Genomic DNA, 26,303 nt, shown 5'->3' with positions numbered 1-26,303 from the left:
TAGTATAGTATGGGGTAAGCATGTCAGAAGTAGAAAAATTATTAACAATGAATTATGAAAATGTTTGTAATTTTTTAAAAAATAAATATGGATGTATTTCAAAAAATTATTTTTCAGATGCAACAATGTCTAAGAAATCACAAGGAATAACAAGGGGAAAAGAAGGTTTATATATTCATCATATTGATGAAGATAAAGCAATTTTGTTATCTACTCCCAAATGAGCTCAAAAGTCACCATTTGCCTATCAATATGCTGATCGATTAGTTTATTGTAATTTATTAGAACATTTGGTTTTGCATATTAAAATTTTTGAATATCCTCATTCAAATAAACATAATTTTATGGAAGTTGGTGTTGGTGGAATTTATGCTTTTATTGTTCCTGAATTAAATGATATTTATAGTGGTATTCAATATAAACAACCATGAAAACAGAAAGTTACTGAAGTTGTTTTACCATTAAAAGAAGATTATTTTAAATGTATTAAAAAATTAGTGGAACTTGGGTTTTCTTATCCTTTGCTTACTTCTTTTAATCATCAATTTGGTACATGAAATAATAGAAATAATAATAGGTTATATGAAGAAATGAAAAAAATGGGTGTTAAACAGTAACTTTTTTTATTGTTATTTAATAATAAATAAAAAATGTTAGTAAATTACCAACATTTATTTTTATTAAGTTTATGAAAAAGTTAATTGACAATGATTTTGATTAATTATTGGTAATTGTTCACCATTAATACTTGTTATATCGTTATTTCTTAATAATGGAGTTCTTTCAGATATTTGTTGTTCGTTATTACTTTCAACATTAATATCATAAATATTTGTTGTAAAACATTTATCATAAATATTTGAAATGGAAGTGCTAATTCCATACCCTAGTTTAGAACCTAAAAATGCTCCAATAAAAGTTGAACCTGTTATACTAACCATTATTCCAAAGAGTGCCATTCCTGCTTCTGGATCATGTAAAGCTTCCTTATTTTTTGAAATTAAATCATAATAAAAATAACTTATGCCACTTAGTGCTGCACTACCACCTAATATTCCACTTGTATATGTAAAGTATTTTTGAATTTTTTTCATTTTTTCTCCTTTCAAAATAAAAAAACTATTTATTTTAAAATTAAAATAATAGTTTAAAAACTTGTATGAAGTTTTATCTTTTAATTTTAACATAAGATTTTTTTTGATAAAAATAAGACAAAAATTACTATTAATAGTTTATTGTAAATATATAATTTTCTATATCAATAAAAGAAATTTATTAAATTTATATTTTAGATTATAATTTTTTAAAATAAAAACAAAGTTATTAAAATAAAATTTATAAATTATATTTTTATTTAGTTAATTTTGAACTATAAGAATGTTATTAACAATTAAAAAAATAATTTTTGAATAAATCTTTTATCTTTTTTCGTTATTTTTATTGTTATTTTATTGATTTATAAATTAAAAGGCGTAAAATTTCATATTAGTATATATTTTAAATTATTGAAAATATACGCATTAAAGATAAAGGAGTGTTTTTAGTGGAAAGTAGTAAAAATCTGTTTATTGTTAATCATCCTTTAATACAAGATAAATTAACAAGAATTAGAAATCACTTAACCCAAAAAAAAGATTTCAAAGAGAATTTAAGCGAAATTGCAACGTTAATGGCTTATGAAGTATTTAAAGATATTCCTCTTGATGAAATTGAAGTTGAAACACCCATTACTAAAGTTATTGGTAAAACATTAACCAAGACAATCATTCTTTCTCCGATTTTAAGAGCAGGATTAGGGATGACAAATGGATTTGAGTATGTAGTACCTAATGCAATTATTAGTCATGTTGGTCTTTATCGTGATGAAGAAACTTTAAAACCACAAAAATATTTTTTTAAATATCCCAAAAATATTAAAAATATAAGTGATGCATTAGTATTTATCTTAGATCCAATGCTTGCTACTGGTGGTACTGCTGACGCTGCTATTAAAGAATTAAAAAAAGTAGGTTTTAAAAATATTACTTTAGTTTCCATTGTAGGAGCACCAGTAGCTATTAAGAAAATTAATCATAATCATCCTGATGTTAAGATTTTTTTAGCAGCGTTGGATAAAGAATTAAATGATGATGGTTATATTGTACCTGGATTGGGTGATGCTGGTGATCGAATTTTTGGAACTAAATAAATATTTTAATGGAAAAAATTAGAAATAACCTTTTTCTTTCAATAGTTTTTACAATTTTATGCTACTGATTATTAATTAATGTAGGATTAATTATAACTGTTATAATTAATACAAACCATTGGTTATTAATTGCTGGATTTAATATTGGTTTTATAGGAAGTATGATTGGGTTATGCTTTTTATATTTATCGTCAAAATGATTAACCAGCGGAATACATTTAAAACAAACCTTAGCATATTTTGGATTCTTATTAAGAATGTTAATTTATGGTTCAATTATAGTTTTGAATATTTTCTTTAACTTTGCTAATATTTTTACTATAATTGCCGGAATGTCAATATTAATGGTTGCTACTATTACTGCAACATTATGTGTATATCAAAAAAATAACTTAAAAGAAGGAATTTAAATGGAAACTTTAGCTGTATTGGAAAGTTGGAATTATTTACAAATTATGCCACAATTGATAACAATTTTGATAACAACAGTCTTTATCAGTGTTATTAGTTATATTTATTATTATAAAGTAAAACGAATGAAGCCTGATGAAGATCCAAGAGGTATTGTTTTAGTTGTTGAATTAATAATTAAATCAGTTGAAAAAATTGTTGTTGATGTTCTTGGCGTAAAGTATAAAAACCTGACAGTTTATTTGTTATATGTAATGGGTTATATTTTAATTGGTAATTGATTATCGATTATTGGTCTTGAACCACAGTCATCAATGTATACTGTTACTTTATCAATGGCATTAGTTACTTTTATTGGAATATATTATATTGCTATTAAATTTCAGAAACTTTTATTTTTTAAAAAATTTATTATTAACCCTCTAGAATTAATTACTCAATTTGCACCTTTGATTTCTTTATCTTTTCGTTTATTTGGTAATATTTTAGGTGGAAGTATTATTTTGGCAATGCTTTATGGGGTAACTTCTAATATTTGAAGTAATATCCCAATTATTGGTCAGATGAATTTATTAATTGGTGTAATTGGACCATTCTTACATATTTATTTTGATTTATTTGCTGGAAGTATTCAAGCCTTAATTTTTGGCACCTTAACTCTTGTTTATTGGAAGTTACAAATGGAAGAAGGAAGTTCTCATAAGTGAGAACTTACTATTAAATTACCAAGAAAACTTCGTAAACAACAAGCAATAAATCATGAAGAAGAAATTTATACCGAACGTTCAATTATGGAAAAAAAATAAAACACAAAAAGGAGAATTTATTTATTATGGAACTATTAACAACAGTAATGACACATGTCTTTCATTTTTTTAATCATTTAGCAACCGATCCTAATTCTTTAGTGAGTTTAAAGTTTGTTGGAGCTGGAATTTCAACTATTTCTTGTGCAGGAAGTGGAATTGGTCAAGGTTTTGCTGCCGGTAAAGCTGTTGAAGCGGTTGCTCGTAATCCTGAAGTAGAATCTAAAATTAGAACACAATTTGTTATTGGTGCAGCTATTGCTGAATCAGGTGCTATTTATGGATTAGTTGTTTCTCTAATTTTAATATTTGGAGCATCATAAGGTATTAAAAAATATTAAAAAGTAGGTGATTTTATGAATTTTAATTTCAATGATTTAGTATCAGGTGATGATATTGTTAATCAATTATTTCCCAATCTTCCTGTTTTTATTGCTCATATTTTTGCAACATTAATTTTATTAATGGTACTTTGAAGATGAGTTTATGCTCCGTTTCGTAAGGCTTTACATTCGCGACATTTAGTAATTAAAGAAAAACTTGATGATGCTGCTTGCAAGCAATCATTAGCTAATCAAGATCGTGGTGAAGCTAGTCAAATATTAAAAGCTGCTAAAATTGAAGCTCAGGAAATTATTGCTAATGCACAAAATGATGGTTACAATAAGCGTAAACAAATTATTGATAAAGCGCAAGAAGAGAGTATGCGTATTACCAATCAATCAAATCGTGATTTAGTTCGTGCTCGTAAAGAGGCAGAAGCAAAGATTAACGAAGAAATCAAAGTAGTAGCATTAGAAGCAGCTAAAAAAATTATTGGTGCTGAAATGAATGCTAAAAAACATGAACAATTAATTACTGATTTTATTAAGAATTTGGAATAGTGGTGAAGTTAAATGATAGATGAAGGATTAGCTAATCAATGAAGTAATGGTCTTTTTCAATTAGCAAGAGAAATAAAAAAAATTACTCAATTTGCTGAAGAAAGTAATAAATTAATTGATATTTTTACTACTTATCCAGAATTTATTGATATTACTAGTAGTAGTAATATAACTATTGAAACACGTAAACAAATTATTAGTGAAACTTTTAAAAATCATATTGAACCATATATGTTAAATTTTTTCTTTTTGTTGATTGATGAACATCATTTCCAGTGTGTTCGTTTCATTTTAAAAGAATTTCGCAAATTATGTAATGAATATCAAGATGTAAACTATGGCATTATTTATTCAGTAATAGAACTTTCAAACCAACAAATAAATCAAATAAAATTGAAAATTGCGAAAGTCATTAAACATAAGATTAAAGTCGTTAACAAGATTGATAAATCATTAATTGGTGGTATTAAAGTTAAAGTACAGAATCAAGTTTTTGATGGTTCCGTTAAAGGTCAAATTGATCAATTAAAACAAGAATTATTAAGTCATGAATAGAGGTAAAACAAATGTCCTTAAACGTTAATCAAATTTCAGAAATTATAAAAAGCCAAATTAAAAATTATGGTAAAAAAATTAGTGCTAATGAGGAAGGCATTGTTGTTACTGTCGGTGATGGAATTGCGCTAATTCATGGTTTAGATAAGGCTGTTAATGGTGAATTAGTATTTTTTCCTAAAAGTAATATTTATGGTATGGTTTTGAGTTTAGAAGAAACTGCTGTTGGTGTTACTTTAATGGGGGATGACACAGGTATCAAAGAAGGAGATATTGTTAGTAGAACAGGTAATGTTGTTGAAACACCAGTTGGTAATATGCTTTTAGGAAGAGTTGTTAATGCACTAGGGCAAAAGATTGATGGTAAAGGTCCAATTAAAACTACGAAAACTAGACCGATTGAAAGAATAGCGCTGGGTGTGATGACTAGAAAATCTGTATCAGAACCTTTAGCAACAGGATTATTATGAATTGATGCAATGATTCCGATTGGCAAAGGTCAACGAGAGTTAATAATTGGTGATCGTCAAACTGGAAAAACAACGATTGCTATTGATACTATTATTAATCAAAAGGGTAAAAATGTCTTTTGTGTTTATGTTGCTATTGGTCAAAAAGCTTCAACTGTTGCTCAAATTGTTGATAAATTAACACAACTAGGGGCAATGGAGTATACAACTATTGTTGCTGCTACTGCTAGTGAAGTTGCTCCTTTGCAATATATTGCTCCTTATACAGGAGTAACTATTGCCGAAGAATGAATGGAAGAAGGTAAAGATGTCTTAATTGTTTATGATGATTTGAGTAAACATGCAGTGGCCTATCGTGCTATTTCCTTATTATTAAGACGACCACCAGGAAGAGAAGCTTATCCAGGAGATGTTTTTTATCTTCATTCACGTTTATTAGAGCGTGCAGCTAAATTAAATGAAAAACATGGTGGTGGGAGTATTACTGCCTTACCTATTATTGAAACACAAGCCGGTGATATTTCTGCATATATTCCTACTAATGTTATTTCAATTACTGATGGTCAAATTTTTTTAATGTCAGAATTATTTAATGCCGGAATTCGTCCAGCAGTTGATGTAGGTTTATCGGTTTCACGGGTAGGTTCATCAGCACAAATTAAAGCAATAAAACAAGCAGGTGGAACATTAAAATTAGAATTAGCACAATTTCGTGAATTACAAGCTTTTTCACAATTTGGTTCTGATTTAGATGAAAACACTAGAGCTGTTATTGAACATGGTAAACGTGCCATTGAAATTTTAAAACAAAAACAAAATGAGCCATTAAATCAAATTGATCAAGCAATTATTTTATTAGCAATTAAAAATAAGGCAATTAAATGATTACCAGTAGAAATGATGGATTCTTTTAAAAAGGAAGTAATAACTTATTTTCAAAAACAACAACGAAAAAGTTATTTAAAATTACAGCAAGATCAAGCGTTTAGTGAAGAGTTACAAGTGAGCATTAGTCAAGGCATTATGCAGGTTGTTTATAATTTGACCAATAAGCTAAATGACTATAATCCTAAAATATATGGTAGTCTTGAAGAATGGGAAACATTAATTAAAACATTCAAATAATGTATTTAGGAAGGTAAGGTGAAATATCATGGCTCAAAGCATGGAACAAATTAGACAAAAAATTAAATCTGTTAATACTAGTTATAAAATTACTAAAGCAATGCAACTAGTATCAACAGCTAAATTAAAAAAAGTAGGTAAAAGAATTGAGATGATTAAACCTTATTATTCTGAAGTTTATGATACATTCAATCAATTAATACCTAAATTAAGTAATTCAATTTATTTAAAAACAAAAGATCAAGTTATTAATAAAACAATATGAGTCGTTTTTAATTCTAATTTAGGATTATGTGGTGGTTTTAATAATAATTTAAATAAATTAGTACTAGAACAATATCAACCACAAGATGAAATAGTTGTTATTGGTAGTAAAGGAGTTTCATACTTTACTAATCATCATTGTAAAATTATGCAATCTTATACTGAAATTAACATTCAATCATCATATAATGATTCGCAAGAGATATCTTTGTTGTTACTTTCTAAGTTTAATAATAAAGAAACTGATGCTATTAAAATTGCATATACAAAATATGTAAATACGGTAACAACAATTCCAACAATTATTGATTTATTACCAATTGTTTCTATTAAAACTAATCAAGAAAGTAATTTAATTCAAACTGATTTTGAACCAGACGCTAATACTGTTATTAATAGTGCTATTCCTTTATATGTTGGTGCCATTGTTTATGGTGCATTAGTAGAATCACAAGTGTCAGAGCAAGCATTACGAAGATTAGCAATGGAAAATGCTTCAAATAATGCCAAAGAAATGAAAGATAAATTATTAGTAAGTTATAATCGTGCCCGTCAAGGTGCTATTACCCAAGAAATTTCAGAAATTATTGGTGGCGCTGATGCCCAATCATCATAATAAAGGAGTAAACTAAAATGAAAAATGCAACTAGTAAAAAATCTATAACAATTAAAGAAAAAAATGTTAGTGATAAAAACTCTTTAAAAAAAGATAACACTAAAGTTATTGCTAAAGTAAAAGCAAAAGTGACTAAAAAAGTAGTTAATAGCAAAGAAAGTGTTAAAACTAGTAAACAATTACCAACTAAACGAAATATTGGAAAAATTGTTCAAATTTCAGGTCCAGTTATTGATATTCGTTTTAATGATAATAGTTTACCTAATTTAAATAATGCTATTAGTATTGATAATAATGGTCAAAAATTAATTGTTGAAGTTGCAAAACATATTGGTGATGATAGTGTTCGTTGTATTTCAATGGGTCCAACTGAAGGATTACTACGTGGTCTTGAAGCAGTTGATTTAGGAATACCAATTAGTGTTCCTGTTGGTGAAGAAGTTTTGGGTAGACTTTTTAATGTATTGGGTGAAGTCATTGATGATGGTAAAGAACTTAAAACTAAATTAAAATATCCTATTCATCGTACACCTCCTAGTTTTGATGAATTACAATCAAAATCTGAAATTTTAGAAACAGGAATTAAAGTCATTGATTTATTAGCACCTTATGCTAAAGGTGGAAAAATTGGTTTATTCGGTGGAGCTGGAGTTGGTAAAACAGTTTTAATTCAAGAATTAATTAATAACATAGCTAAAGAACATGCTGGTATTTCTGTCTTTTCAGGAGTTGGCGAAAGAACACGTGAGGGTAATGATTTATATTATGAAATGCAAGAGTCAGGTGTTATTAGTAAAACTGCTTTAGTGTTTGGTCAAATGTCAGAACCACCAGGTGCTAGAATGCGTGTTGCATTAACTGGTTTAACAATTGCTGAATACTTCCGTGATGAAAAACAACAAGATGTATTATTATTTATTGATAATATATTTCGTTTTACACAAGCTGGTAGTGAAGTATCAGCTTTATTAGGAAGAATGCCTTCAGCAGTAGGGTACCAACCAACATTATCGACAGAAATGGGTGCTTTACAAGAACGTATTGTATCAACAACACGTGGTTCTATTACATCTGTACAAGCAGTATATGTACCAGCTGATGATTTAACTGATCCAGCTCCTGCGACAACATTTACTCACTTGGATGCCAAAATTGTTTTAGATCGTAATATTGCTGCTTTAGGGCTTTATCCTGCTGTTCATCCTTTACAATCTTCATCAAGAATGTTAGATCCTGCTATTGTTGGTCAGGAGCATTATGATGTTGCGCAAAGAGTTATTGAAACAATTCAACGTTTTTCTGAATTAGAACCAATCATTGGTATTTTAGGAATGGATGAGTTGAGTGAAGAAGATAAAAAAATAGTAGCTAGAGCAAGAAGAATTCGTAATTTTTGTTCACAACCATTTCATGTTGCTGCAAAATTTTCGGGTTTAAATGGTATTTATATTCCGATTAGTCAAACTGTTAATAGTTTTAAACAAATTTTAGATGGTGAATGTGATGATTTACCAGAGCAAGCGTTTTTATATGTAGGAACTATTGAACAAGCAATTGAAAAGGCAAAGAAATTGAGATAATTGAAGGTGATAGTATGGCATTAAATCTTAAAATTATTACTCCTGATGGTATTTTTTTCGATGGAGAAGTACAGTGAGTTAATGTTAAAACAACTGAAGGATATGTTGGTATTCTTGAATGGCATACACCTTTGATTGCTAATATTCAAATATCGAAAATGTCATTTAAAATTAAAGAAAAAATTCGTAATTTAACGATTTCTGGTGGACTTTTGGTAACTGATTTACATATGGTTCGTATTATTAGTGATAAAGTTGAATATACATCAATTTTAAAAGAGCAAGAAACAAAGGTATTTGATGAGCGTATTAAAAGGGTTAGTGGAGGTTAATAAATATGCATGATTCACATTTAATAAAATGAATAATTGAAATAAGTATTTATCTTTTTAGTTTTATTGCTAGCGGATTTGCTGTAAAAGCAATTCCTTTTAATAAATTTCTTGATCATAAAAGAATAAAAGAATCATGAATTTTATATATGTTAACAACTTTAGTTTTTACTTATTGTATTGGTACGTTAATTATTAAATTTATTGGTTTAGATATTTGGTTTAATTTAAATTAATACTTAAAATTAAAAAAATAAAAAGAGTAAGTGTTTTAAAATACTTACTATTTTTTTAATTACAATATATTATTAAAATTTATAGTAGTTATTGATAATACCTATATATATTAGACTTCTTGCAAAACTATGATATTAATCACATTTTTTAAGTTTAAAAATTTATTTTAATAACACTTTTAATATTTTTTAAAAATTATTGTTCAAAATATGTTTTATTTTTTGTCATTAAAATACAACAAAAATTATTATTTCAAATAAAAAAATAAAATATTAAATTATCAAATATATTTAAATTAATAATTGTAAATTATAAATTGAAGCTATTAAATTAAATCTTAATGCAAATTTTTTTCTTCTATTTCGATATTTTTCACTAATAATTTTAAATTTTTTAAGAATCGTAAAAACATGTTCAATAACAACTCTCATTTTTGAAATAGCCTTATTATTTTTCTTTTCTTCTTTAGTTAAAGGGTTTTTCTTTGATTTTCGTTTAGGTAATAAGACATTTTTATGTATGTTTTGTATACCTTGATATCCTAAATCTACTAAAATAGTTGTTTCTGATAAAAATTTCGTTTTTGAATTTTTTAAAATTTTAAAATCATGATTTTTACCATAAGAAAAATAAGAACTTATAATTTTTTTACTATCTTTTTCAATTATGACTTGAGTTTTTATTGTATGTTTTTTCTTTTTTCCTGAATAATATTGTTTTTGACTTTTTTTGGGCGTTGAATAGTACTTTCAGTCACATCAATGATAACTGTTTTATCTTTAAAATTATTATTTAACAGTGATTTTTGCCCATCAAGTTGTTGAAAATCAGGATGTTTTATTAAAGTATTTTCTATTCACTTGATATTCCTATAGCAACTACTTTCACTAATTCCATAACTTTTAGCAATATGAAAATAAGTTCGATACTCTCTTCAATATTCTAAAGTCATTAATAAACGATTTTCTAATGATAATTTATTAGGTGTACCACCATTTTTAAACTTTTTTACTTCTTCTGTCTTTAAAATTTTTAGAATTTTATTAAAAATAATATCATTTATACCAGTTAATCTTAATAATTCTGGATTGTTAATAGTTTTTAATTTATCAAACATCATAGATTACCTATCTTTTTTATTTTTAATTTTATTTTAAAAATTAAAAATAAAAAAGATAGGTTTTGCAAGAAGTCTATTATTCAAATTGAAAATTAAATAAACATAACTTATCACAAGATATAATTAATAACTTAGAAGAATTAAAAGTATTAGACCCTATTAAAGCACAATCTTGATATTATGGTGTACCTAGTGTTTTACAAGGTGCTATATTTGCAAGATATTTAGATAAAGTAAATACTGAATTAGATTTTCAAGTTTCTAAAATAACTGGAGGATTAGATATAGGTATGGCAACAAGTAGTAGTGGTCATCCAACTGCAGCTTCATTATGATTTATTGGTGAAAATCATAATGGAAGAAGAGCACATAAAGTAAGTGAATTTTATCATAGTAATGCTAATATTAATGGTCAACCAGCAATGTATTTTAAAAATACTTATGAATTAGCAAATAGTATTATTGATTATTATTTAATTGAAGCACAAAAATATTTTGCTATGTTTAAAGCTTTTATTTGTTATGTTGATTATGGTAATGGTGGTCAAGCATTTATTGATGTTTTAAATGTAGAAAAAAATAAAAGAAATATGAATTGATTAAATTTTGAACCAGTAGATAAATCAGTAATGTATTTAAAAGATAGAATTGATTTTACTACTACTGGATTAATTAAAAATATATTAGACTTCTTGCAAAACTATGATATTAATCACATTTTTTAAGTTTAAAAATTTATTTTAATAACACTTTTAATATTTTTTAAAAATTATTGTTCAAAATATGTTTTATTTTTTGTCATTAAAATACAACAAAAATTATTATTTCAAATAAAAAAATATGGAATGGCAACACTTTTTAGGACTATTTTTTGGTAAACATTTGTTGTTGATATTTAACTGGAGTTAAGTAGTTTAAAGTGCTGTGAATTCTTATATTGTTATATCAATTGATGTAATCAAATAATTCTAATTTTAATTGGATTAATGATGTAAAATTTTTATCATTAATAAATTCGGTTTTAAAAGTTTTAAAAGTTGCTTTAGCAACAGCATTATCATAAGGACAACCTTTTTTACTTAAAGAACGGTTAATGTTGAATGCTAGTAAAAGTTTATCAATAATTTTATTGTTAAATTCATTACCGCGATCACTATGAAATATTTGAATATCTTTTAAACAGCGATTTGATTGCATAAATGCTTGATGTACTAATGATGCATCTTTTTTAACTCCAACACTATGTCCGATAATTTCGCGGTTAAATAGGTCTATTAATAGGCAAATATAGTTTCACCTACCATTAACTTGTACATAAGTTAAATCACTAACAATAACTTCATTTTTAATCCTATTCTTAAATTTTCTATTAACAAGATTAGTTATTTGACTATAGTTAACTTTGTTATTATGATTTTTGAATGATAATTTAGTATATTTTGATATTAAATTATGTTCATTCATAATTTTTTTAATTTTTCTGCGCGATAAATAAATTTCTTGGTTTTCTAGAATTTTTTTTAATCTTCTAGTACCATAAACTTCTTTATTTTCTTTAAAAGCACTAATAACAGCTTCATCATAAATATTATTTTTGATTTTATTTTCTTTTTTCTTTAAATTAAAATAATATGTTGATTTAGATATTTTTAAAAAACGACACATTGTGCGAATTTTATATTTAGCTTTATTTTTGACAATAATTTCTATTTTCTGCCTATTATTAGTGCTGCTTGCTTTAAAATATCATTTTCCATTCGTAATTGCTTTAATTCTTTTTTTAATTTAATTAATTCATTTTCTTCAAAAGAACGATTATCTTTAGTTTTAAAACTTCCTGAATTACTAAATTGCTTAATTCAATTGTAAGTAGCTGCTCTTGTAACATTATATTCTTTAGCAAGGCAAGATACTGATTTGCCACTTTGATATAAAGCTACTATTTGTTTTTTAAATTCATCGGTATATGAGTTAATATTGGCCATAATTATAGTTCCTTTCTTTTAACAAATTTGTTTACTTGTCTACGTAATTAGTGTCCAATAAATTGTAACCCATCCAATTTCGTAATAAATAATTAGCAATTTTTTGACATGCTTTATCATATTCTTTTAAAAAATTTTGTTGTCATTTTGTCTGGTAGCGTCGGCAATCAAATATATATTTTCTATCAATTCCTAATGCTAAATTTAAACCAGTTTTTGTCATTCTTGTTGGAACATTTTTATTTTCTTTAAAATATTCACTTATTTTTTCTTTATAATTTCCTAATTCTTTTCTTTTTGCTGGCATATTATCACCTTATTTAAAACTTATATACTAATTATATCATTTCTATTTTTATTAAATCACAACAATTTAATTTTAATAGTCATATAATCAAATCATAAATTAAGAAGGAGATTATTATTATGAATTTTCTTATTAATGAACTTAATTATGATGAACTTGATATTATAATTAAAAATAATGATTTAAGTTTTATAACAAATATATGACAAGGATATGATGATTTTTGATATCAAAATATATATGATACAACTAAACATAAATATGTTAAAACAGCTCCAAGAAGTCCAAATACTCAATATGGTAAAGTAAATGATTTTTATCGTAGATGTTATTTAATATTAGAAACTAATGAATATTATTATCCTTTAGATGAATATATAAAAATTAAAAAAAGAAAAAGAACACTTACAAGTTTAGAACATACAATAATAAAAAATTCAGGTAATGGTAAAAGACAATCTGATGTACAAGATATAATAAAAAATACTAATTTTTCTAAAACATATATGACTAATGTAATGAAAAATGCAATAATTGAAGTTGAAAAAATAAAAGAGAAAAAAGTAGTATTACTAACTGAAAAATTATTTATAAATATGGATGATTGTTTTATAAGTTCATTATTTAATAATAAAAAACAAAAAAATCGTATTCGTACAATTAGTGCAAATAAAGGTAAAGATTTAGAAAAATCTACTAAAAGTAGAAATGTTTTAAAAGATAAAAAAATTACTTATATGAAAACTAAAAATGGTCAAAGAATTAAAAGACAAGAATTAATTGATAAAATTTATGAATTTCTTGATTTACAATATATTTATACTAAAAGTAGTTTAGTATTTATTGGTGATGGTGCACCTTGAATTAAAACTACTGCTAAAAAAGAAAAAATTCCTTATGTAATTGATAGACATCATGCATTTAAAGCACTTAAAAAAGGATTTATTATTAATAGAAAAGTAGATAATAAAAAATTAACAAATGCATATGATTTATTTGTTAATGGTGAATATTATCAATTATTAGATTTTTTAAAAGAAAATAAAGTTGATGAGCAAATATATAAATATTTTAAAAATAATAAAGATGGTGTTATTAATCAAAAAGAAAATTGAAATCAAGGAGTTTGTGCTGAAAGTGATGTATCACATTTAGTTAAATCTTTAAAAGGATATGGTGCTAAGATTTTTAATGATAAAGTACTTGATAATATGCTTATAATTAATTCAGCAAGAATTAATAAATTAAATCTTATACTTTAATTTTTTAAAACTTAATAAATCTAAACCTAAATAGTTAGGAATTTTTTTCATTTATAATTATAAAATAATTATTTAAAACACTTGATTATAAATGAAAAAAGGTATATAATTTAACCAACAATTAATAATTTATTTTAATTTTATCTTTTATTTAAAAAAAATTAAATTATAACTATTAACTTTATACGCCCAAATTATGATAATGATTATTTTTATAATTATCATAATAAAAATTACTTTAAAGTTATAAAACGTAGATATCGTACTATTTGAACTGAATATGGTTTATTAACTTATTTAAGACGTATTTATAAAAATAAATTAACTAAAGAAATTTTTATTCCAACAGATTTATATATTGGTATAGAACCTTATTCACGAATAATAAATTATATAAAAACTAAAATTATTAATAACATGAATACTGGTAAAAAAAATAAAGATATTTTAGATATAATACCAAATGTAAATATCTCATTAATGGGTAATGTTTAGTAATCTGTGTAACTTACAAAAATAACTATGTTTAATTAATTCTAGTAAATATAATTAAATGACTAGAAAGAGTGAGTTACAGATGGCTAAAAAGCAAAATATTAATAATAATGATCCAATATCAAAAGCAGTAGATTTATTATTAGAAAATACTGAAGATTTAACAACAGTTTTTAAAGAGGGAGGATTGTATAAAGAATTAACAAAAAGATTAGTAGAAAAAATGTTGAATTCTGAGATGCAAAATTATTTGGGATATGAAAAGAATCAACATAGTAATAATGACAATGCTCGTAATGGTATAAGTTCAAAAAAAATAATAACTCAACAAGGTAAAATTGAGATTGATGTACCACGAGATCGCAATAGTAATTTTAATCCTATAATAGTTGCAAAAAGACAAAGAAGATTTGATGGTTTTGATCAACAAGTTCTTTCTTTATATGCAAAAGGTATGACATTATCAGATATTAGAATGCAATTACAAGAGTTATATCATGGTGCTGATATTAGTGAAAGTGTTATTAGTCAAATTACTGATGATGTTATTGATGATGTAAAAGCATGGCAAAATCGACCATTAGAAAGTGTCTATCCGATTGTTTATTTTGATTGCATAGTAGTGAAAGTACGACAAGATAAAAGGATTATTAATAAATCAGTTTATATAGCTTTAGGAGTTGATTTAGAAGGTAAAAAAGATGTTTTAGGTTTATGAATTAGTGAAAATGAAGGTGCTAAATTTTGATTAGCAAATTTAACAGAAATGAAAAATCGTGGCTTAAATGATATTCTTATTGCCTGCAGTGATAATTTAACAGGCATGTCAGAAGCAATACAATCAGTTTATCTTAAAACAGAACATCAATTATGCATAGTTCATCAAATTAGAAATAGTTTGAAATATGTCTCATATAAGCATAGAAAATCTCTAGTTGCAGATTTAAAACCAATTTATACTGCATGTAGTGAAGAACAAGCAATGCAGGCTTTAGAATCCTTTGAAAATAAGTGAAATAAACAATATCCTCAAATTGCTAAATCTTGATATAAAAATTGAGATAATTTAATGGTTTTTATTAGTTATCCTACAGAAATCAAAAGAGTTATTTATACAACAAATGCTATTGAATCTGTAAATAGTCAATTACGAAAAGTTATCAGAAATAAAAAAGTTTTTCCTAATGATATGGCAGTTTTTAAAATATTTTATTTAGCAATTGAAAATATAACAAAAAAATGAACAATGCCCATTCAAAATTGAAATACAGCAATTGCTCATTTTATGATAAAATTTGAAGATAGAATTAATCTAAACTAGTACTTTGTAAAACAAAGATACACAGATTACATAAAAGCCTCCATTAATGACTATTAATAATATTAAAAATAAAAGTAATATTAATTTTATTAATTTACATAAAATTAAAGTAAAAGATAATAGACTTCTTGCAAAACTATGATATTAATCACATTTTTTAAGTTTAAAAATTTATTTTAATAACACTTTTAATATTTTTTAAAAATTATTGTTCAAAATATGTTTTATTTTTTGTCATTAAAATACAACAAAAATTATTATTTCAAATAAAAAAATAAAATATTAAATTATCAAATATATTTAAATTAATAATTGTAAATTATAAATTGAAGCTATTAAATTAAATCTTAATGCAAATTTTTTTCTTCTATTTCGATATTTTTCACTAATAATTATAAATTTTTTAAGAATCGCAAAAACATGTTCAATAACAACTCTCATTTTTGAAATAGCCTTATTATTTTTCTTTTCTTCTTTAGTTAAAGGGTTTTTCTTTGATTTTCGTTTAGGTAATAAGACATTTTTATGTATGTTTTGTATACCTTGATATCCTAAATCTACTAAAATAGTTGTTTCTGATAAAAATTTCGTTTTTGAATTTTTTAAAATTTTAAAATCATGATTTTTACCATAAGAAAAATAAGAACTTATAATTTTTTTACTATCTTTTTCAATTATGACTTGAGTTTTTATTGTATGTTTTTTTCTTTTTTCCTGAATAATATTGTTTTTGACTTTTTTTGGGCGTTGAATAGTACTTTCAGTCACATCAATGATAACTGTTTTATCTTTAAAATTATTATTTAACAGTGATTTTTGCCCATCAAGTTGTTGAAAATCAGGATGTTTTATTAAAGTATTTTCTATTCACTTGATATTCCTATAGCAACTACTTTCACTAATTCCATAACTTTTAGCAATATGAAAATAAGTTCGATACTCTCTTCAATATTCTAAAGTCATTAATAAACGATTTTCTAATGATAATTTATTAGGTGTACCACCATTTTTAAACTTTTTTACTTCTTCTGTCTTTAAAATTTCTAGAATTTTATTAAAAATAATATCATTTATACCAGTTAATCTTAATAATTCTGGATTGTTAATAGTTTTTAATTTATCAAACATCATAGATTACCTATCTTTTTTATTTTTAATTTTATTTTAAAAATTAAATTTTTAATAGATAGGTTTTGCAAGAAGTCTAATGAATATATTTATATAAATGTAGATGATTGTTTTGTACCAGTTTGAAATAAAGATAATAAAAGAGAAATGCAAAAAATTAGAAGTATTTCATATAATACTGGTAAAAAACAAATAAGTAAAAATCGTAATAAATTATTAAATAAAAAATATAATTTTATGTTTAATTATAAATTTGATACTAAAGAAGATTATTATAAAGATAATCCTACTGTAGATTCAACTTGAAAAGGATTAATAAACTATTATGATTTTTATAATCCAAAATTTGTAGTATGTGGTGATGGTGCAACTTGAATTAGAACTTTAGCAAAATATTTAGGAGCATATTATGTTTTTGATAAATATCATGGTTTAAAATATTTATGAACAGCATATAAACCTAATTCTGGTAAAAGAAAATTAATTATTAATAAAGAAAAATATAATAATTATAAAATTGCTAAAGATTATTTTTGTAATGGTAATTATGATGAATTAATAAAATTTTTAATTAAAACAAAAGTTAATAAAGAAACTTTAAGAATTTTTAAAAATAATAAAGAAGGTATTATTAATCAAACTGCTAGTTGAAATATTGGTTGTAGTGCAGAAAGTGATGTATTTCATTTAGTTAAAAGTCAAACTAAAGGTGCAAAAATATATAATTATAAAACTTTAAATAATATGTTAATTTCACGGGCTAATTTTTTAAATAGTAGAATATAAATTTAATTATTTAAAAAATAAAAACTAAGTCATTGACTTAGCATTTTTGTTATAATTAAATTGTAAAAATTTTAATTATAATTCTTGAAGTAATAAACCAAAAGTGCTATAATTAAAGCATAAATATAGATTTTACTAATTTTCTTTCGTTAGATTATTAAAATATATCCACAAAATTTATTCGTCCAATTATTAAATAATAATTGTTATAAACTAATAACATGAACAGCAAAACTAATTGCTTCTTCATATTTATTAAAAAGAAAAAATAAACGTTTATTTTGAAAATTAATTTCAATACCAATATATTTTTGTTTATTTTTTATATAATTATTTTTTTCTCAAAAAAATGTAATACTTTTAACATTAACTAATGGTATTATTTGTAGTTCAAAAGAATCAATAAAATAAAGATTATTTCGTGAAATTAACAAGTCTATTTGATTTAAAGGTATAAAATCTGATGATTTGATAAGATTAATGTCTTTAATTTTATAACGTAAAAATAATTTTTTGGCATCACTATATTCAGTTTTTAAAAGAATATTTTGGCCAGAAATCTTATTAAGATCTTCATACTTTCCCAAAATGACTTTGTCACTATAATAAATATCTTCTTTAATTTTTTCTATTGAAACTGGTAATTCTTTAGTATTTATTTTTTTTAATTTTAAATATTTATATAAAGTATTTATATCTTTAGTAATTTTTAATATTTTCTTTTGTTTATTTTTTTTAATTAATAAAATTAGTGCAATTAATAAAATCAATATTGTTGTGCATGCAATAATAATTAAAATTATTCATCAATTCATAGTATTATCTCCTTTTTTAATACTGTTATCTAATTATTATCTAATAATTTTATCATTAAAACTATTAAAAATAGTTGATGGTTTATTTGTTAAAATCTCACCTGCTACTCTATACCTTAAGTTAGGCAAGTTTATATTATGATAATCGTTAATTGGTTGTTCATTACTTAAATTACAACTTGTAGCTACTAAAGGCCCTGTTAATTTAATTAATTTTTGAATAAAATGTGAAGCACTAACTCTAATTGCTATTGTCTTTTTATTTATTCAATATGATGTGTTTAAACTAGGTTGTTTTAAAACTATAACAGTAACTTTACCAGCACTAAAATTATTTATTAAAAATGACTGTAATTGATCGCTAATTATACCAATGCTTTTAGCTTGTTCTCAACTAGCAACTAAAATTGGCAGTTCTTTAGTATAATCACGTTTTTTTATTTGATAAATTTTATTAATAGCTTTGTCATCATTAAATTTACAAGCAAGACCATAAATTGTATCTGTTGGTAAAGCAACCACTTCGCCATTAGCAATGATTTGACTAATTTCTTTAATTTGATTTTGCTGTAAAGTTATCATGAAAACACCACTATAAATTTTAACTAAATTATACACCTATTATTTTAAATATAATAGTTGTTTCAAAATAATGAATAAAAAACTTATAAATGATATTTGTAATTTAAAATAAACCTTAAAATTACTAATTAAAGATTGGAAAATCATTCATTAATGGTTTAATAAACATCTTAATTTAATATAGATTAATATTTATATTAGATTTTTATTAAATTAAATATAGAAGGAGAATCAAAAAATATGCCCAAAAGAAAAATAAGAATACAACATACTAATGAAGAAATTGAAAAAATAAGAAAAGAAATTGAAGATAATGATAATAAACCATTTATAATAGAAACAATTTGTATTCAAAATATCATTGAAAAAACAATTGATAAAAAATTTAATAATAATGATTTTACAAAAATGATTTTTCCCAATAAAGAATTAGATAGCACTATAAAAAAAGAAATTATAAAATTAGAAACTCAATTTAAAGATGCAGAAATAGATTAGACTTCTTGCAAAACTATGATATTAATCACATTTTTTAAGTTTAAAAATTTATTTTAATAACACTTTTAATATTTTTTAAAAATTATTGTTCAAAATATGTTTTATTTTTTGTCATTAAAATACAACAAAAATTATTATTTCAAATAAAAAAATAAAATATTAAATTATCAAATATATTTAAATTAATAATTGTAAATTATAAATTGAAGCTATTAAATTAAATCTTAATGCAAATTTTTTTCTTCTATTTCGATATTTTTCACTAATAATTTTAAATTTTTTAAGAATCGCAAAAACATGTTCAATAACAACTCTCATTTTTGAAATAGCCTTATTATTTTTCTTTTCTTCTTTAGTTAAAGGGTTTTTCTTTGATTTTCGTTTAGGTAATAAGACATTTTTATGTATGTTTTGTATACCTTGATATCCTAAATCTACTAAAATAGTTGTTTCTGATAAAAATTTCGTTTTTGAATTTTTTAAAATTTTAAAATCATGATTTTTACCATAAGAAAAATAAGAACTTATAATTTTTTTACTATCTTTTTCAATTATGACTTGAGTTTTTATTGTATGTTTTTTCTTTTTTCCTGAATAATATTGTTTTTGACTTTTTTTGGGCGTTGAATAGTACTTTCAGTCACATCAATGATAACTGTTTTATCTTTAAAATTATTATTTAACAGTGATTTTTGCCCATCAAGTTGTTGAAAATCAGGATGTTTTATTAAAGTATTTTCTATTCACTTGATATTCCTATAGCAACTACTTTCACTAATTCCATAACTTTTAGCAATATGAAAATAAGTTCGATACTCTCTTCAATATTCTAAAGTCATTAATAAACGATTTTCTAATGATAATTTATTAAGTGTACCACCATTTTTAAACTTTTTTACTTCTTCTGTCTTTAAAATTTCTAGAATTTTATTAAAAATAATATCATTTATACCAGTTAATCTTAATAATTCTGGATTGTTAATAGTTTTTAATTTATCAAACATCATAGATTACCTATCTTTTTTATTTTTAATTTTATTTTAAAAATTAAATTTTTAATAGATAGGTTTTGCAAGAAGTCTATTGTTTATTTCACTTATTTTCAAAGGATTCTAAAGCCTGCATTGCTTGTTCTTCACTACATGAAGTATAAATTGGTTTTAAATCTGCAACTAGAGATTTTCTATGCTTATATGAGACATATTTCAAACTATTTCTAATTTGATGAACTATGCATAATTGATGTTCGGTTTTAAGATAAACTGATTGTATTGCTTCTGACATGCCTGTTAAATTATCACTGCAGGCAATAAGAATATCATTTAAGCCACGATTTTTCATTTCTGTTAAATTTGCTAATCAAAATTTAGCACCTTCATTTTCACTAATTCATAAACCTAAAACATCTTTTTTACCTTCTAAATGAACTCCTAAAGCTATATAAACTGATTTATTGATAATCCTTTTATCTTGTCGTACTTTCACTACTATGCAATCAAAATAAACAATCGGATAGACACTTTCTAATGGTCGATTTTGCCATGCTTTTACATCATTAATAACATCATCAGTAATTTGACTAATAACACTTTCACTAATATCAGCACCATGATATAACTCTTGTAATTACATTCTAATATCTGATAATAGACTTCTTGCAAAACCTATCTATTAAAAATTTAATTTTTAAAATAAAATTAAAAATAAAAAAGATAGGTAATCTATGATGTTTGATAAATTAAAAACTATTAACAATCCAGAATTATTAAGATTAACTGGTATAAATGATATTATTTTTAATAAAATTCTAAAAATTTTAAAGACAGAAGAAGTAAAAAAGTTTAAAAATGGTGGTACACTTAATAAATTATCATTAGAAAATCGTTTATTAATGACTTTAGAATATTGAAGAGAGTATCGAACTTATTTTCATATTGCTAAAAGTTATGGAATTAGTGAAAGTAGTTGCTATAGGAATATCAAGTGAATAGAAAATACTTTAATAAAACATCCTGATTTTCAACAACTTGATGGGCAAAAATCACTGTTAAATAATAATTTTAAAGATAAAACAGTTATCATTGATGTGACTGAAAGTACTATTCAACGCCCAAAAAAAGTCAAAAACAATATTATTCAGGAAAAAAGAAAAAACATACAATAAAAACTCAAGTCATAATTGAAAAAGATAGTAAAAAAATTATAAGTTCTTATTTTTCTTATGGTAAAAATCATGATTTTAAAATTTTAAAAAATTCAAAAACGAAATTTTTATCAGAAACAACTATTTTAGTAGATTTAGGATATCAAGGTATACAAAACATACATAAAAATGTCTTATTACCTAAACGAAAATCAAAGAAAAACCCTTTAACTAAAGAAGAAAAGAAAAATAATAAGGCTATTTCAAAAATGAGAGTTGTTATTGAACATGTTTTTGCGATTCTTAAAAAATTTAAAATTATTAGTGAAAAATATCGAAATAGAAGAAAAAAAATTGCATTAAGATTTAATTTAATAGCTTCAATTTATAATTTACAATTATTAATTTAAATATATTTGATAATTTAATATTTTATTTTTTTATTTGAAATAATAATTTTTGTTGTATTTTAATGACAAAAAATAAAACATATTTTGAACAATAATTTTTAAAAAATATTAAAAGTGTTATTAAAATAAATTTTTAAACTTAAAAAATGTGATTAATATCATAGTTTTGCAAGAAGTCTAATATCTTTTAAACAGCGATTTGATTGCATAAATGCTTGATGTACTAATGATGCATTTTTTTTAACTCCAACACTATGTCCGATAATTTCGCGGTTAAATAGGTCTATTAATAGGCAAATATAGTTTCACCTACCATTAACTTGTACATAAGTTAAATCACTAACAATAACTTCATTTTTAATCCTATTCTTAAATTTTCTATTAACAAGATTAGTTATTTGACTATCGTTAACTTTGTTATTATGATTTTTGAATGATAATTTAGTATATTTTGATATTAAATTATGTTCATTCATAATTTTTTTAATTTTTCTGCGCGATAAATAAATTTCTTGGTTTTCTAGAATTTTTTTAATCTTCTAGTACCATAAACTTCTTTATTTTCTTTAAAAGCACTAATAACAGCTTCATCATAAATATTATTTTTGATTTTATTTTCTTTTTTCTTTAAATTAAAATAATATGTTGATTTAGATATTTTTAAAAAACGACACATTGTGCGAATTTTATATTTAGCTTTATTTTTGACAATAATTTCTATTTTCTGCCTATTATTAGTGCTGCTTGCTTTAAAATATCATTTTCCATTCGTAATTGCTTTAATTCTTTTCTTAATTTAATTAATTCATTTTCTTCAAAAGAACGATTATCTTTAGTTTTAAAACTTCCTGAATTACTAAATTGCTTAATTCAATTGTAAGTAGCTGCTCTTGTAACATTATATTCTTTAGCAAGGCAAGATACTGATTTGCCACTTTGATATAAAGCTACTATTTGTTTTTTAAATTCATCGGTATATGAGTTAATATTGGCCATAATTATAGTTCCTTTCTTTTAACAAATTTGTTTACTTGTCTACGTAATTAGTGTCCAATAAATTGTAACCCATCCAAGATACACCATATTTTGAAAAAATACGAGAAAGTATATATAAATTACAAGAAAAATTTGAAAAGTTAGAAAAACAAGCATTTGAGAAAATTAAAAAATTAAAAGAAAAAGCAACTGATTTATTTACTAGTGCAGAAAAAAGAGCAATTAAACATGCACAATTAATTCCATTAAATTCCCCAGTATTTATGGGTTGTAAAATTCAACCTTTATCATTAGATAAATGTGCAATTACTATTTATCATAGCAATCCTAAATATAAACCAATTACAGTTGTTGATAGTATTCTTAAAGCAGAAACTTTTGTTACTCAAATACATCCGTTCCATTGATATCGTTGATATAGTGGTTGATACATTGGTTATGGAGTTAATCAAAATAAATGATTAAAAGCAATAGCGTTTGCTCCACCAGTTGTTCAACAAATAATTAGAGATAGTTTTAAAGTATATAGAGAAATATTTAGAACGATAAGAACTTATCATAAAGTAGTAAATGTTATTAATAACCCTATTGAAAATATTAATAAATCATTTAAAAATGTTGGTTTAAAATTTTCAGTTAATACTTTATTTGGTAGTGGATTATTACATCATTTAGAAAAATTTGCATATAGTCAAGTTGTAGCAAAAAGTAAGAAAAAAATTAAAAAAGGTAAAAATAAAATACAAAAAGAAATTGAACATATAACACATAAAAAAACAAAAAAACATACTCATCATTATAAACAAGCATTTTTTAAGGAATGATAAAATATGATTAATAAACTTTGAACTGGTGTCAGTCTAGAAAATTATAATAACTGATATCCATTAACTGGAAAAATTACAGAAACTCCACCACAATATATCAATACATGACCAAATGTTAATGATTGATTTAAAACTTTTGCTATTCGTGCTCAAAATGATATTAATGCTTATCTTGGTTTTATTTTATCTAAATTTCCTTTTGATAGTTTTAAAGATGAATTAATTAAAGAAACATTAAGAGATATGGTTTATGTAACCACTGAACATTGAGTATTTAATCGTACACCAATTGAATTTAATGTTGATGCTACTATTCAATTTAATAATGGTAGTCAATTTAGTGCAAGTAGTATTCCTACAATTAATATATGAGATTTAGCACCAAGTAGAATGAAAATATGGGCAAGACTAACAGAATTAAAACAAATATTATCAAATTATAATGATGATGAAATAGATGTTGAAAAAATTGATTTAAAAGCATTTTATACTAGAAATCAAGTTGATGAATTAATTGAACAACAAAAAGAATTTACATTATCAAAACAAATTAAATTATATGATGATTTAGTTGATGATAATGAAAAGGAAATATATAGAGGTCCTGTTAGTAAATTTGTTAATAAAGGTTATGTTGCAACTGATTATGATAAAGAAACTGAAACAATGATTTTAGATTGACCTGATGAAATTGGTACATTACCACCAGAAGCATTACAAAATAATCCGCAAATTGGTGATTATACACATGCACCAACTTGTGATTTTTCTGCTAAACAACAAAAACGAATTACTACTAATGAAAATGAAATTACCAAATTAAATAGTGAATTAATTAAAACAAACGAAAATATTAATGATGTTAAAAATAATTGATTTAATATTGAAACTAGTCCTTTATGAAAAAAAGTTGAAAATAATAATATAGAAATATTTAAATGATATTTTATTAAAATCAGTTATCAATATTCAACAGAAAATAACTTTATGAAATTTTATAAAGTAATTAAAATTTATTTAAATAATGTTTTTAATGAATTTGAATTGCTAAATGTTGATTCCATGACGTATAGTGAAGAAATCCAAAATAAAAGAATTTTAAATACCGGAACGATTTACTAGACTTCTTGCAAAACTATGATATTAATCACATTTTTTAAGTTTAAAAATTTATTTTAATAACACTTTTAATATTTTTTAAAAATTATTGTTCAAAATATGTTTTATTTTTTGTCATTAAAATACAACAAAAATTATTATTTCAAATAAAAAAATAAAATATTAAATTATTAAATATATTTAAATTAATAATTGTAAATTATAAATTGAAGCTATTAAATTAAATCTTAATGCAAATTTTTTTTCTATTTCGATATTTTTCACTAATAATTTTAAATTTTTTAAGAATCGCAAAAACATGTTCAATAACAACTCTCATTTTTGAAATAGCCTTATTATTTTTCTTTTCTTCTTTAGTTAAAGGGTTTTTCTTTGATTTTTGTTTAGGTAATAAGACATTTTTATGTATGTTTTGTATACCTTGATATCCTAAATCTACTAAAATAGTTGTTTCTGATAAAAATTTCGTTTTTGAATTTTTTAAAATTTTAAAATCATGATTTTTACCATAAGAAAAATAAGAACTTATAATTTTTTTACTATCTTTTTCAATTATGACTTGAGTTTTTATTGTATGTTTTTTCTTTTTTCCTGAATAATATTGTTTTTGACTTTTTTTGGGCGTTGAATAGTACTTTCAGTCACATCAATGATAACTGTTTTATCTTTAAAATTATTATTTAACAGTGATTTTTGCCCATCAAGTTGTTGAAAATCAGGATGTTTTATTAAAGTATTTTCTATTCACTTGATATTCCTATAGCAACTACTTTCACTAATTCCATAACTTTTAGCAATATGAAAATAAGTTCGATACTCTCTTCAATATTCTAAAGTCATTAATAAACGATTTTCTAATGATAATTTATTAGGTGTACCACCATTTTTAAACTTTTTTACTTCTTCTGTCTTTAAAATTTCTAGAATTTTATTAAAAATAATATCATTTATACCAGTTAATCTTAATAATTCTGGATTGTTAATAGTTTTTAATTTATCAAACATCATAGATTACCTATCTTTTTTATTTTTAATTTTATT

General features: G+C 23.4%; 31 protein-coding genes and 2 pseudogenes. 20 read left to right on the top strand and 13 right to left on the bottom strand.

What is annotated here, in order from left to right:
• Nucleotides 1-20: 20 nt before the first annotated feature.
• Nucleotides 21-617, top strand: a complete 597-nt coding sequence (locus AACL24_RS14645; protein WP_339047650.1) for a hypothetical protein — start codon at nucleotides 21-23, stop codon at nucleotides 615-617.
• A 69-nt stretch (nucleotides 618-686) separates the two neighbouring features.
• Here the strand turns inward: AACL24_RS14645 and AACL24_RS14640 are convergent, their stop codons facing one another.
• On the bottom strand, nucleotides 687-1,094 hold the full coding sequence (locus tag AACL24_RS14640; RefSeq protein ID WP_339047648.1) for a hypothetical protein: 408 nt from the start codon (nucleotides 1,092-1,094) through the stop codon (nucleotides 687-689).
• A 449-nt stretch (nucleotides 1,095-1,543) separates the two neighbouring features.
• On the opposite strand from AACL24_RS14640, the gene upp reads away from it, so the two are divergent.
• From upp to AACL24_RS14585, 11 genes are all read left to right on the top strand, one after another.
• Complete coding sequence (upp, locus tag AACL24_RS14635) at nucleotides 1,544-2,188, top strand: uracil phosphoribosyltransferase (RefSeq protein WP_308699596.1); 645 nt, start codon at nucleotides 1,544-1,546, stop codon at nucleotides 2,186-2,188.
• Nucleotides 2,189-2,445: 257 nt separating this feature from the next.
• Nucleotides 2,446-2,598, top strand: coding sequence for a hypothetical protein (locus AACL24_RS14630; protein ID WP_338975744.1), 153 nt, complete (start codon nucleotides 2,446-2,448; stop codon nucleotides 2,596-2,598).
• On the top strand, nucleotides 2,599-3,405 hold the full coding sequence (locus AACL24_RS14625) for a F0F1 ATP synthase subunit A (protein WP_339047646.1): 807 nt from the start codon (nucleotides 2,599-2,601) through the stop codon (nucleotides 3,403-3,405).
• Nucleotides 3,406-3,431: 26 nt separating this feature from the next.
• Nucleotides 3,432-3,728, top strand: coding sequence for an ATP synthase F0 subunit C (gene atpE, locus AACL24_RS14620; RefSeq protein WP_339047644.1), 297 nt, complete (start codon nucleotides 3,432-3,434; stop codon nucleotides 3,726-3,728).
• A 33-nt stretch (nucleotides 3,729-3,761) separates the two neighbouring features.
• On the top strand, nucleotides 3,762-4,289 hold the full coding sequence (gene atpF, locus AACL24_RS14615; protein WP_281749184.1) for a F0F1 ATP synthase subunit B: 528 nt from the start codon (nucleotides 3,762-3,764) through the stop codon (nucleotides 4,287-4,289).
• A 12-nt stretch (nucleotides 4,290-4,301) separates the two neighbouring features.
• Nucleotides 4,302-4,844 carry a F0F1 ATP synthase subunit delta gene (locus tag AACL24_RS14610; protein WP_339047642.1) on the top strand — a complete coding sequence of 181 codons (543 nt, stop codon included), beginning with the start codon at nucleotides 4,302-4,304 and terminating at the stop codon, nucleotides 4,842-4,844.
• 11 nt (nucleotides 4,845-4,855) lie between these two features.
• Nucleotides 4,856-6,439, top strand: coding sequence for a F0F1 ATP synthase subunit alpha (gene atpA / locus AACL24_RS14605; protein WP_252319362.1), 1,584 nt, complete (start codon nucleotides 4,856-4,858; stop codon nucleotides 6,437-6,439).
• A 28-nt stretch (nucleotides 6,440-6,467) separates the two neighbouring features.
• Complete coding sequence (gene atpG, locus AACL24_RS14600) at nucleotides 6,468-7,319, top strand: ATP synthase F1 subunit gamma (protein WP_252319364.1); 852 nt, start codon at nucleotides 6,468-6,470, stop codon at nucleotides 7,317-7,319.
• Nucleotides 7,320-7,336: 17 nt separating this feature from the next.
• Nucleotides 7,337-8,899, top strand: coding sequence for a F0F1 ATP synthase subunit beta (gene atpD / locus AACL24_RS14595; RefSeq protein ID WP_339047639.1), 1,563 nt, complete (start codon nucleotides 7,337-7,339; stop codon nucleotides 8,897-8,899).
• Between the two features lie 14 nt (nucleotides 8,900-8,913).
• Entirely contained in the window at nucleotides 8,914-9,231 is a 318-nt protein-coding gene (locus tag AACL24_RS14590; RefSeq protein WP_174480958.1) for a F0F1 ATP synthase subunit epsilon, read from the top strand.
• Nucleotides 9,232-9,236: 5 nt separating this feature from the next.
• The gene (locus AACL24_RS14585; RefSeq protein ID WP_174480957.1) at nucleotides 9,237-9,467 is read left to right on the top strand and encodes a hypothetical protein; all 231 of its coding nucleotides are present in this window, start codon (nucleotides 9,237-9,239) and stop codon (nucleotides 9,465-9,467) included.
• Between the two features lie 291 nt (nucleotides 9,468-9,758).
• On the opposite strand, the gene AACL24_RS14580 is transcribed toward AACL24_RS14585, so the two are convergent.
• A protein-coding gene (locus tag AACL24_RS14580) for an IS5 family transposase (protein WP_339047637.1) occupies nucleotides 9,759-10,588 on the bottom strand; the annotation gives its coding sequence in 2 pieces (ribosomal slippage) (nucleotides 9,759-10,192 and nucleotides 10,192-10,588; 831 coding nt in all).
• A 62-nt stretch (nucleotides 10,589-10,650) separates the two neighbouring features.
• On the opposite strand from AACL24_RS14580, the gene AACL24_RS14575 reads away from it, so the two are divergent.
• Entirely contained in the window at nucleotides 10,651-11,313 is a 663-nt protein-coding gene (locus AACL24_RS14575; protein ID WP_339047635.1) for a hypothetical protein, read from the top strand.
• A 139-nt stretch (nucleotides 11,314-11,452) separates the two neighbouring features.
• Here the strand turns inward: AACL24_RS14575 and AACL24_RS14570 are convergent.
• Together AACL24_RS14570 and AACL24_RS14565 are read right to left on the bottom strand one after the other, a co-directional pair.
• Nucleotides 11,453-12,573 (bottom strand): IS3 family transposase gene (locus AACL24_RS14570; RefSeq protein WP_339047633.1). Its coding sequence is split into 2 segments (ribosomal slippage): nucleotides 11,453-12,330 and nucleotides 12,330-12,573, totalling 1,122 coding nucleotides; the frame shifts between segments, so codons are not numbered across the junction.
• Between the two features lie 31 nt (nucleotides 12,574-12,604).
• Nucleotides 12,605-12,880: a hypothetical protein gene (locus AACL24_RS14565; RefSeq protein ID WP_339047631.1), complete on the bottom strand. Its 276-nt coding sequence runs from the start codon at nucleotides 12,878-12,880 to the stop codon at nucleotides 12,605-12,607.
• 119 nt (nucleotides 12,881-12,999) lie between these two features.
• On the opposite strand from AACL24_RS14565, the gene AACL24_RS14560 reads away from it, so the two are divergent.
• Nucleotides 13,000-14,142: an Mbov_0401 family ICE element transposase-like protein gene (locus AACL24_RS14560; RefSeq protein ID WP_339047629.1), complete on the top strand. Its 1,143-nt coding sequence runs from the start codon at nucleotides 13,000-13,002 to the stop codon at nucleotides 14,140-14,142.
• Between the two features lie 577 nt (nucleotides 14,143-14,719).
• Nucleotides 14,720-15,958, top strand: a complete 1,239-nt coding sequence (locus AACL24_RS14555; RefSeq protein WP_339049465.1) for an IS256 family transposase — start codon at nucleotides 14,720-14,722, stop codon at nucleotides 15,956-15,958.
• Nucleotides 15,959-16,258: 300 nt separating this feature from the next.
• On the opposite strand, the gene AACL24_RS14550 is transcribed toward AACL24_RS14555, so the two are convergent.
• Nucleotides 16,259-17,089: an IS5 family transposase gene (locus tag AACL24_RS14550; RefSeq protein WP_339047627.1), complete on the bottom strand. Its 831-nt coding sequence runs from the start codon at nucleotides 17,087-17,089 to the stop codon at nucleotides 16,259-16,261.
• A 144-nt stretch (nucleotides 17,090-17,233) separates the two neighbouring features.
• Here AACL24_RS14550 and AACL24_RS14545 point away from each other — a divergent pair, with 144 nt between their 5' ends.
• The gene (locus tag AACL24_RS14545; protein WP_339047625.1) at nucleotides 17,234-17,872 is read left to right on the top strand and encodes a hypothetical protein; all 639 of its coding nucleotides are present in this window, start codon (nucleotides 17,234-17,236) and stop codon (nucleotides 17,870-17,872) included.
• Between the two features lie 206 nt (nucleotides 17,873-18,078).
• Here AACL24_RS14545 and AACL24_RS14540 read toward each other — a convergent pair whose 3' ends face one another.
• Together AACL24_RS14540 and AACL24_RS14535 are read right to left on the bottom strand one after the other, a co-directional pair.
• A complete protein-coding gene (locus tag AACL24_RS14540; RefSeq protein WP_338958323.1) occupies nucleotides 18,079-18,687 on the bottom strand; it encodes a hypothetical protein in 609 nt (202 codons plus the stop codon).
• Nucleotides 18,688-18,723: 36 nt separating this feature from the next.
• A complete protein-coding gene (locus AACL24_RS14535) occupies nucleotides 18,724-19,269 on the bottom strand; it encodes an L-threonylcarbamoyladenylate synthase (RefSeq protein ID WP_339047623.1) in 546 nt (181 codons plus the stop codon).
• 240 nt (nucleotides 19,270-19,509) lie between these two features.
• Here AACL24_RS14535 and AACL24_RS14530 point away from each other — a divergent pair, with 240 nt between their 5' ends.
• Nucleotides 19,510-19,767 carry a hypothetical protein gene (locus AACL24_RS14530; RefSeq protein ID WP_339047621.1) on the top strand — a complete coding sequence of 86 codons (258 nt, stop codon included), beginning with the start codon at nucleotides 19,510-19,512 and terminating at the stop codon, nucleotides 19,765-19,767.
• 177 nt (nucleotides 19,768-19,944) lie between these two features.
• Here the strand turns inward: AACL24_RS14530 and AACL24_RS14525 are convergent.
• Together AACL24_RS14525 and AACL24_RS14520 are read right to left on the bottom strand one after the other, a co-directional pair.
• A protein-coding gene (locus AACL24_RS14525) for an IS5 family transposase (protein WP_339047619.1) occupies nucleotides 19,945-20,774 on the bottom strand; the annotation gives its coding sequence in 2 pieces (ribosomal slippage) (nucleotides 19,945-20,378 and nucleotides 20,378-20,774; 831 coding nt in all).
• Nucleotides 20,775-20,850: 76 nt separating this feature from the next.
• Nucleotides 20,851-21,393: pseudogene (locus AACL24_RS14520) on the bottom strand (IS256 family transposase); the annotation flags it as partial.
• Nucleotides 21,394-21,490: 97 nt separating this feature from the next.
• On the opposite strand from AACL24_RS14520, the gene AACL24_RS14515 reads away from it, so the two are divergent.
• A protein-coding gene (locus AACL24_RS14515; RefSeq protein ID WP_339047617.1) for an IS5 family transposase occupies nucleotides 21,491-22,320 on the top strand; the annotation gives its coding sequence in 2 pieces (ribosomal slippage) (nucleotides 21,491-21,887 and nucleotides 21,887-22,320; 831 coding nt in all).
• Nucleotides 22,321-22,472: 152 nt separating this feature from the next.
• Here AACL24_RS14515 and AACL24_RS14510 read toward each other — a convergent pair.
• Genes AACL24_RS14510 through AACL24_RS14500 form a run of 3 tightly spaced genes read right to left on the bottom strand, consistent with a single transcriptional unit; the run spans nucleotide 22,473 to nucleotide 23,316 of the window.
• Nucleotides 22,473-22,796 carry a hypothetical protein gene (locus AACL24_RS14510; protein WP_339047615.1) on the bottom strand — a complete coding sequence of 108 codons (324 nt, stop codon included), beginning with the start codon at nucleotides 22,794-22,796 and terminating at the stop codon, nucleotides 22,473-22,475.
• A gap of 44 nt (nucleotides 22,797-22,840) precedes the next feature.
• A complete protein-coding gene (locus AACL24_RS14505) occupies nucleotides 22,841-22,996 on the bottom strand; it encodes a hypothetical protein (protein WP_339047613.1) in 156 nt (51 codons plus the stop codon).
• 41 nt (nucleotides 22,997-23,037) lie between these two features.
• Nucleotides 23,038-23,316, bottom strand: a complete 279-nt coding sequence (locus tag AACL24_RS14500; RefSeq protein WP_338987908.1) for a transposase — start codon at nucleotides 23,314-23,316, stop codon at nucleotides 23,038-23,040.
• Between the two features lie 263 nt (nucleotides 23,317-23,579).
• Here AACL24_RS14500 and AACL24_RS14495 point away from each other — a divergent pair, with 263 nt between their 5' ends.
• Complete coding sequence (locus AACL24_RS14495) at nucleotides 23,580-24,143, top strand: hypothetical protein (RefSeq protein WP_339047611.1); 564 nt, start codon at nucleotides 23,580-23,582, stop codon at nucleotides 24,141-24,143.
• 3 nt (nucleotides 24,144-24,146) lie between these two features.
• On the top strand, nucleotides 24,147-25,265 hold the full coding sequence (locus AACL24_RS14490; RefSeq protein ID WP_339047609.1) for a hypothetical protein: 1,119 nt from the start codon (nucleotides 24,147-24,149) through the stop codon (nucleotides 25,263-25,265).
• Between the two features lie 177 nt (nucleotides 25,266-25,442).
• On the opposite strand, the pseudogene AACL24_RS14485 reads toward AACL24_RS14490, so the two are convergent.
• Nucleotides 25,443-26,270: pseudogene (locus AACL24_RS14485) on the bottom strand (IS5 family transposase).
• Nucleotides 26,271-26,303 lie beyond the last annotated feature (33 nt).

The organism is Spiroplasma endosymbiont of Colias croceus (assembly GCF_964020095.1).
GTDB lineage: Bacteria > Bacillota_I > Bacilli_A > Mycoplasmatales > VBWQ01 > Spiroplasma_E.
This window is presented reverse-complemented; position numbering and strand designations above follow the sequence as displayed.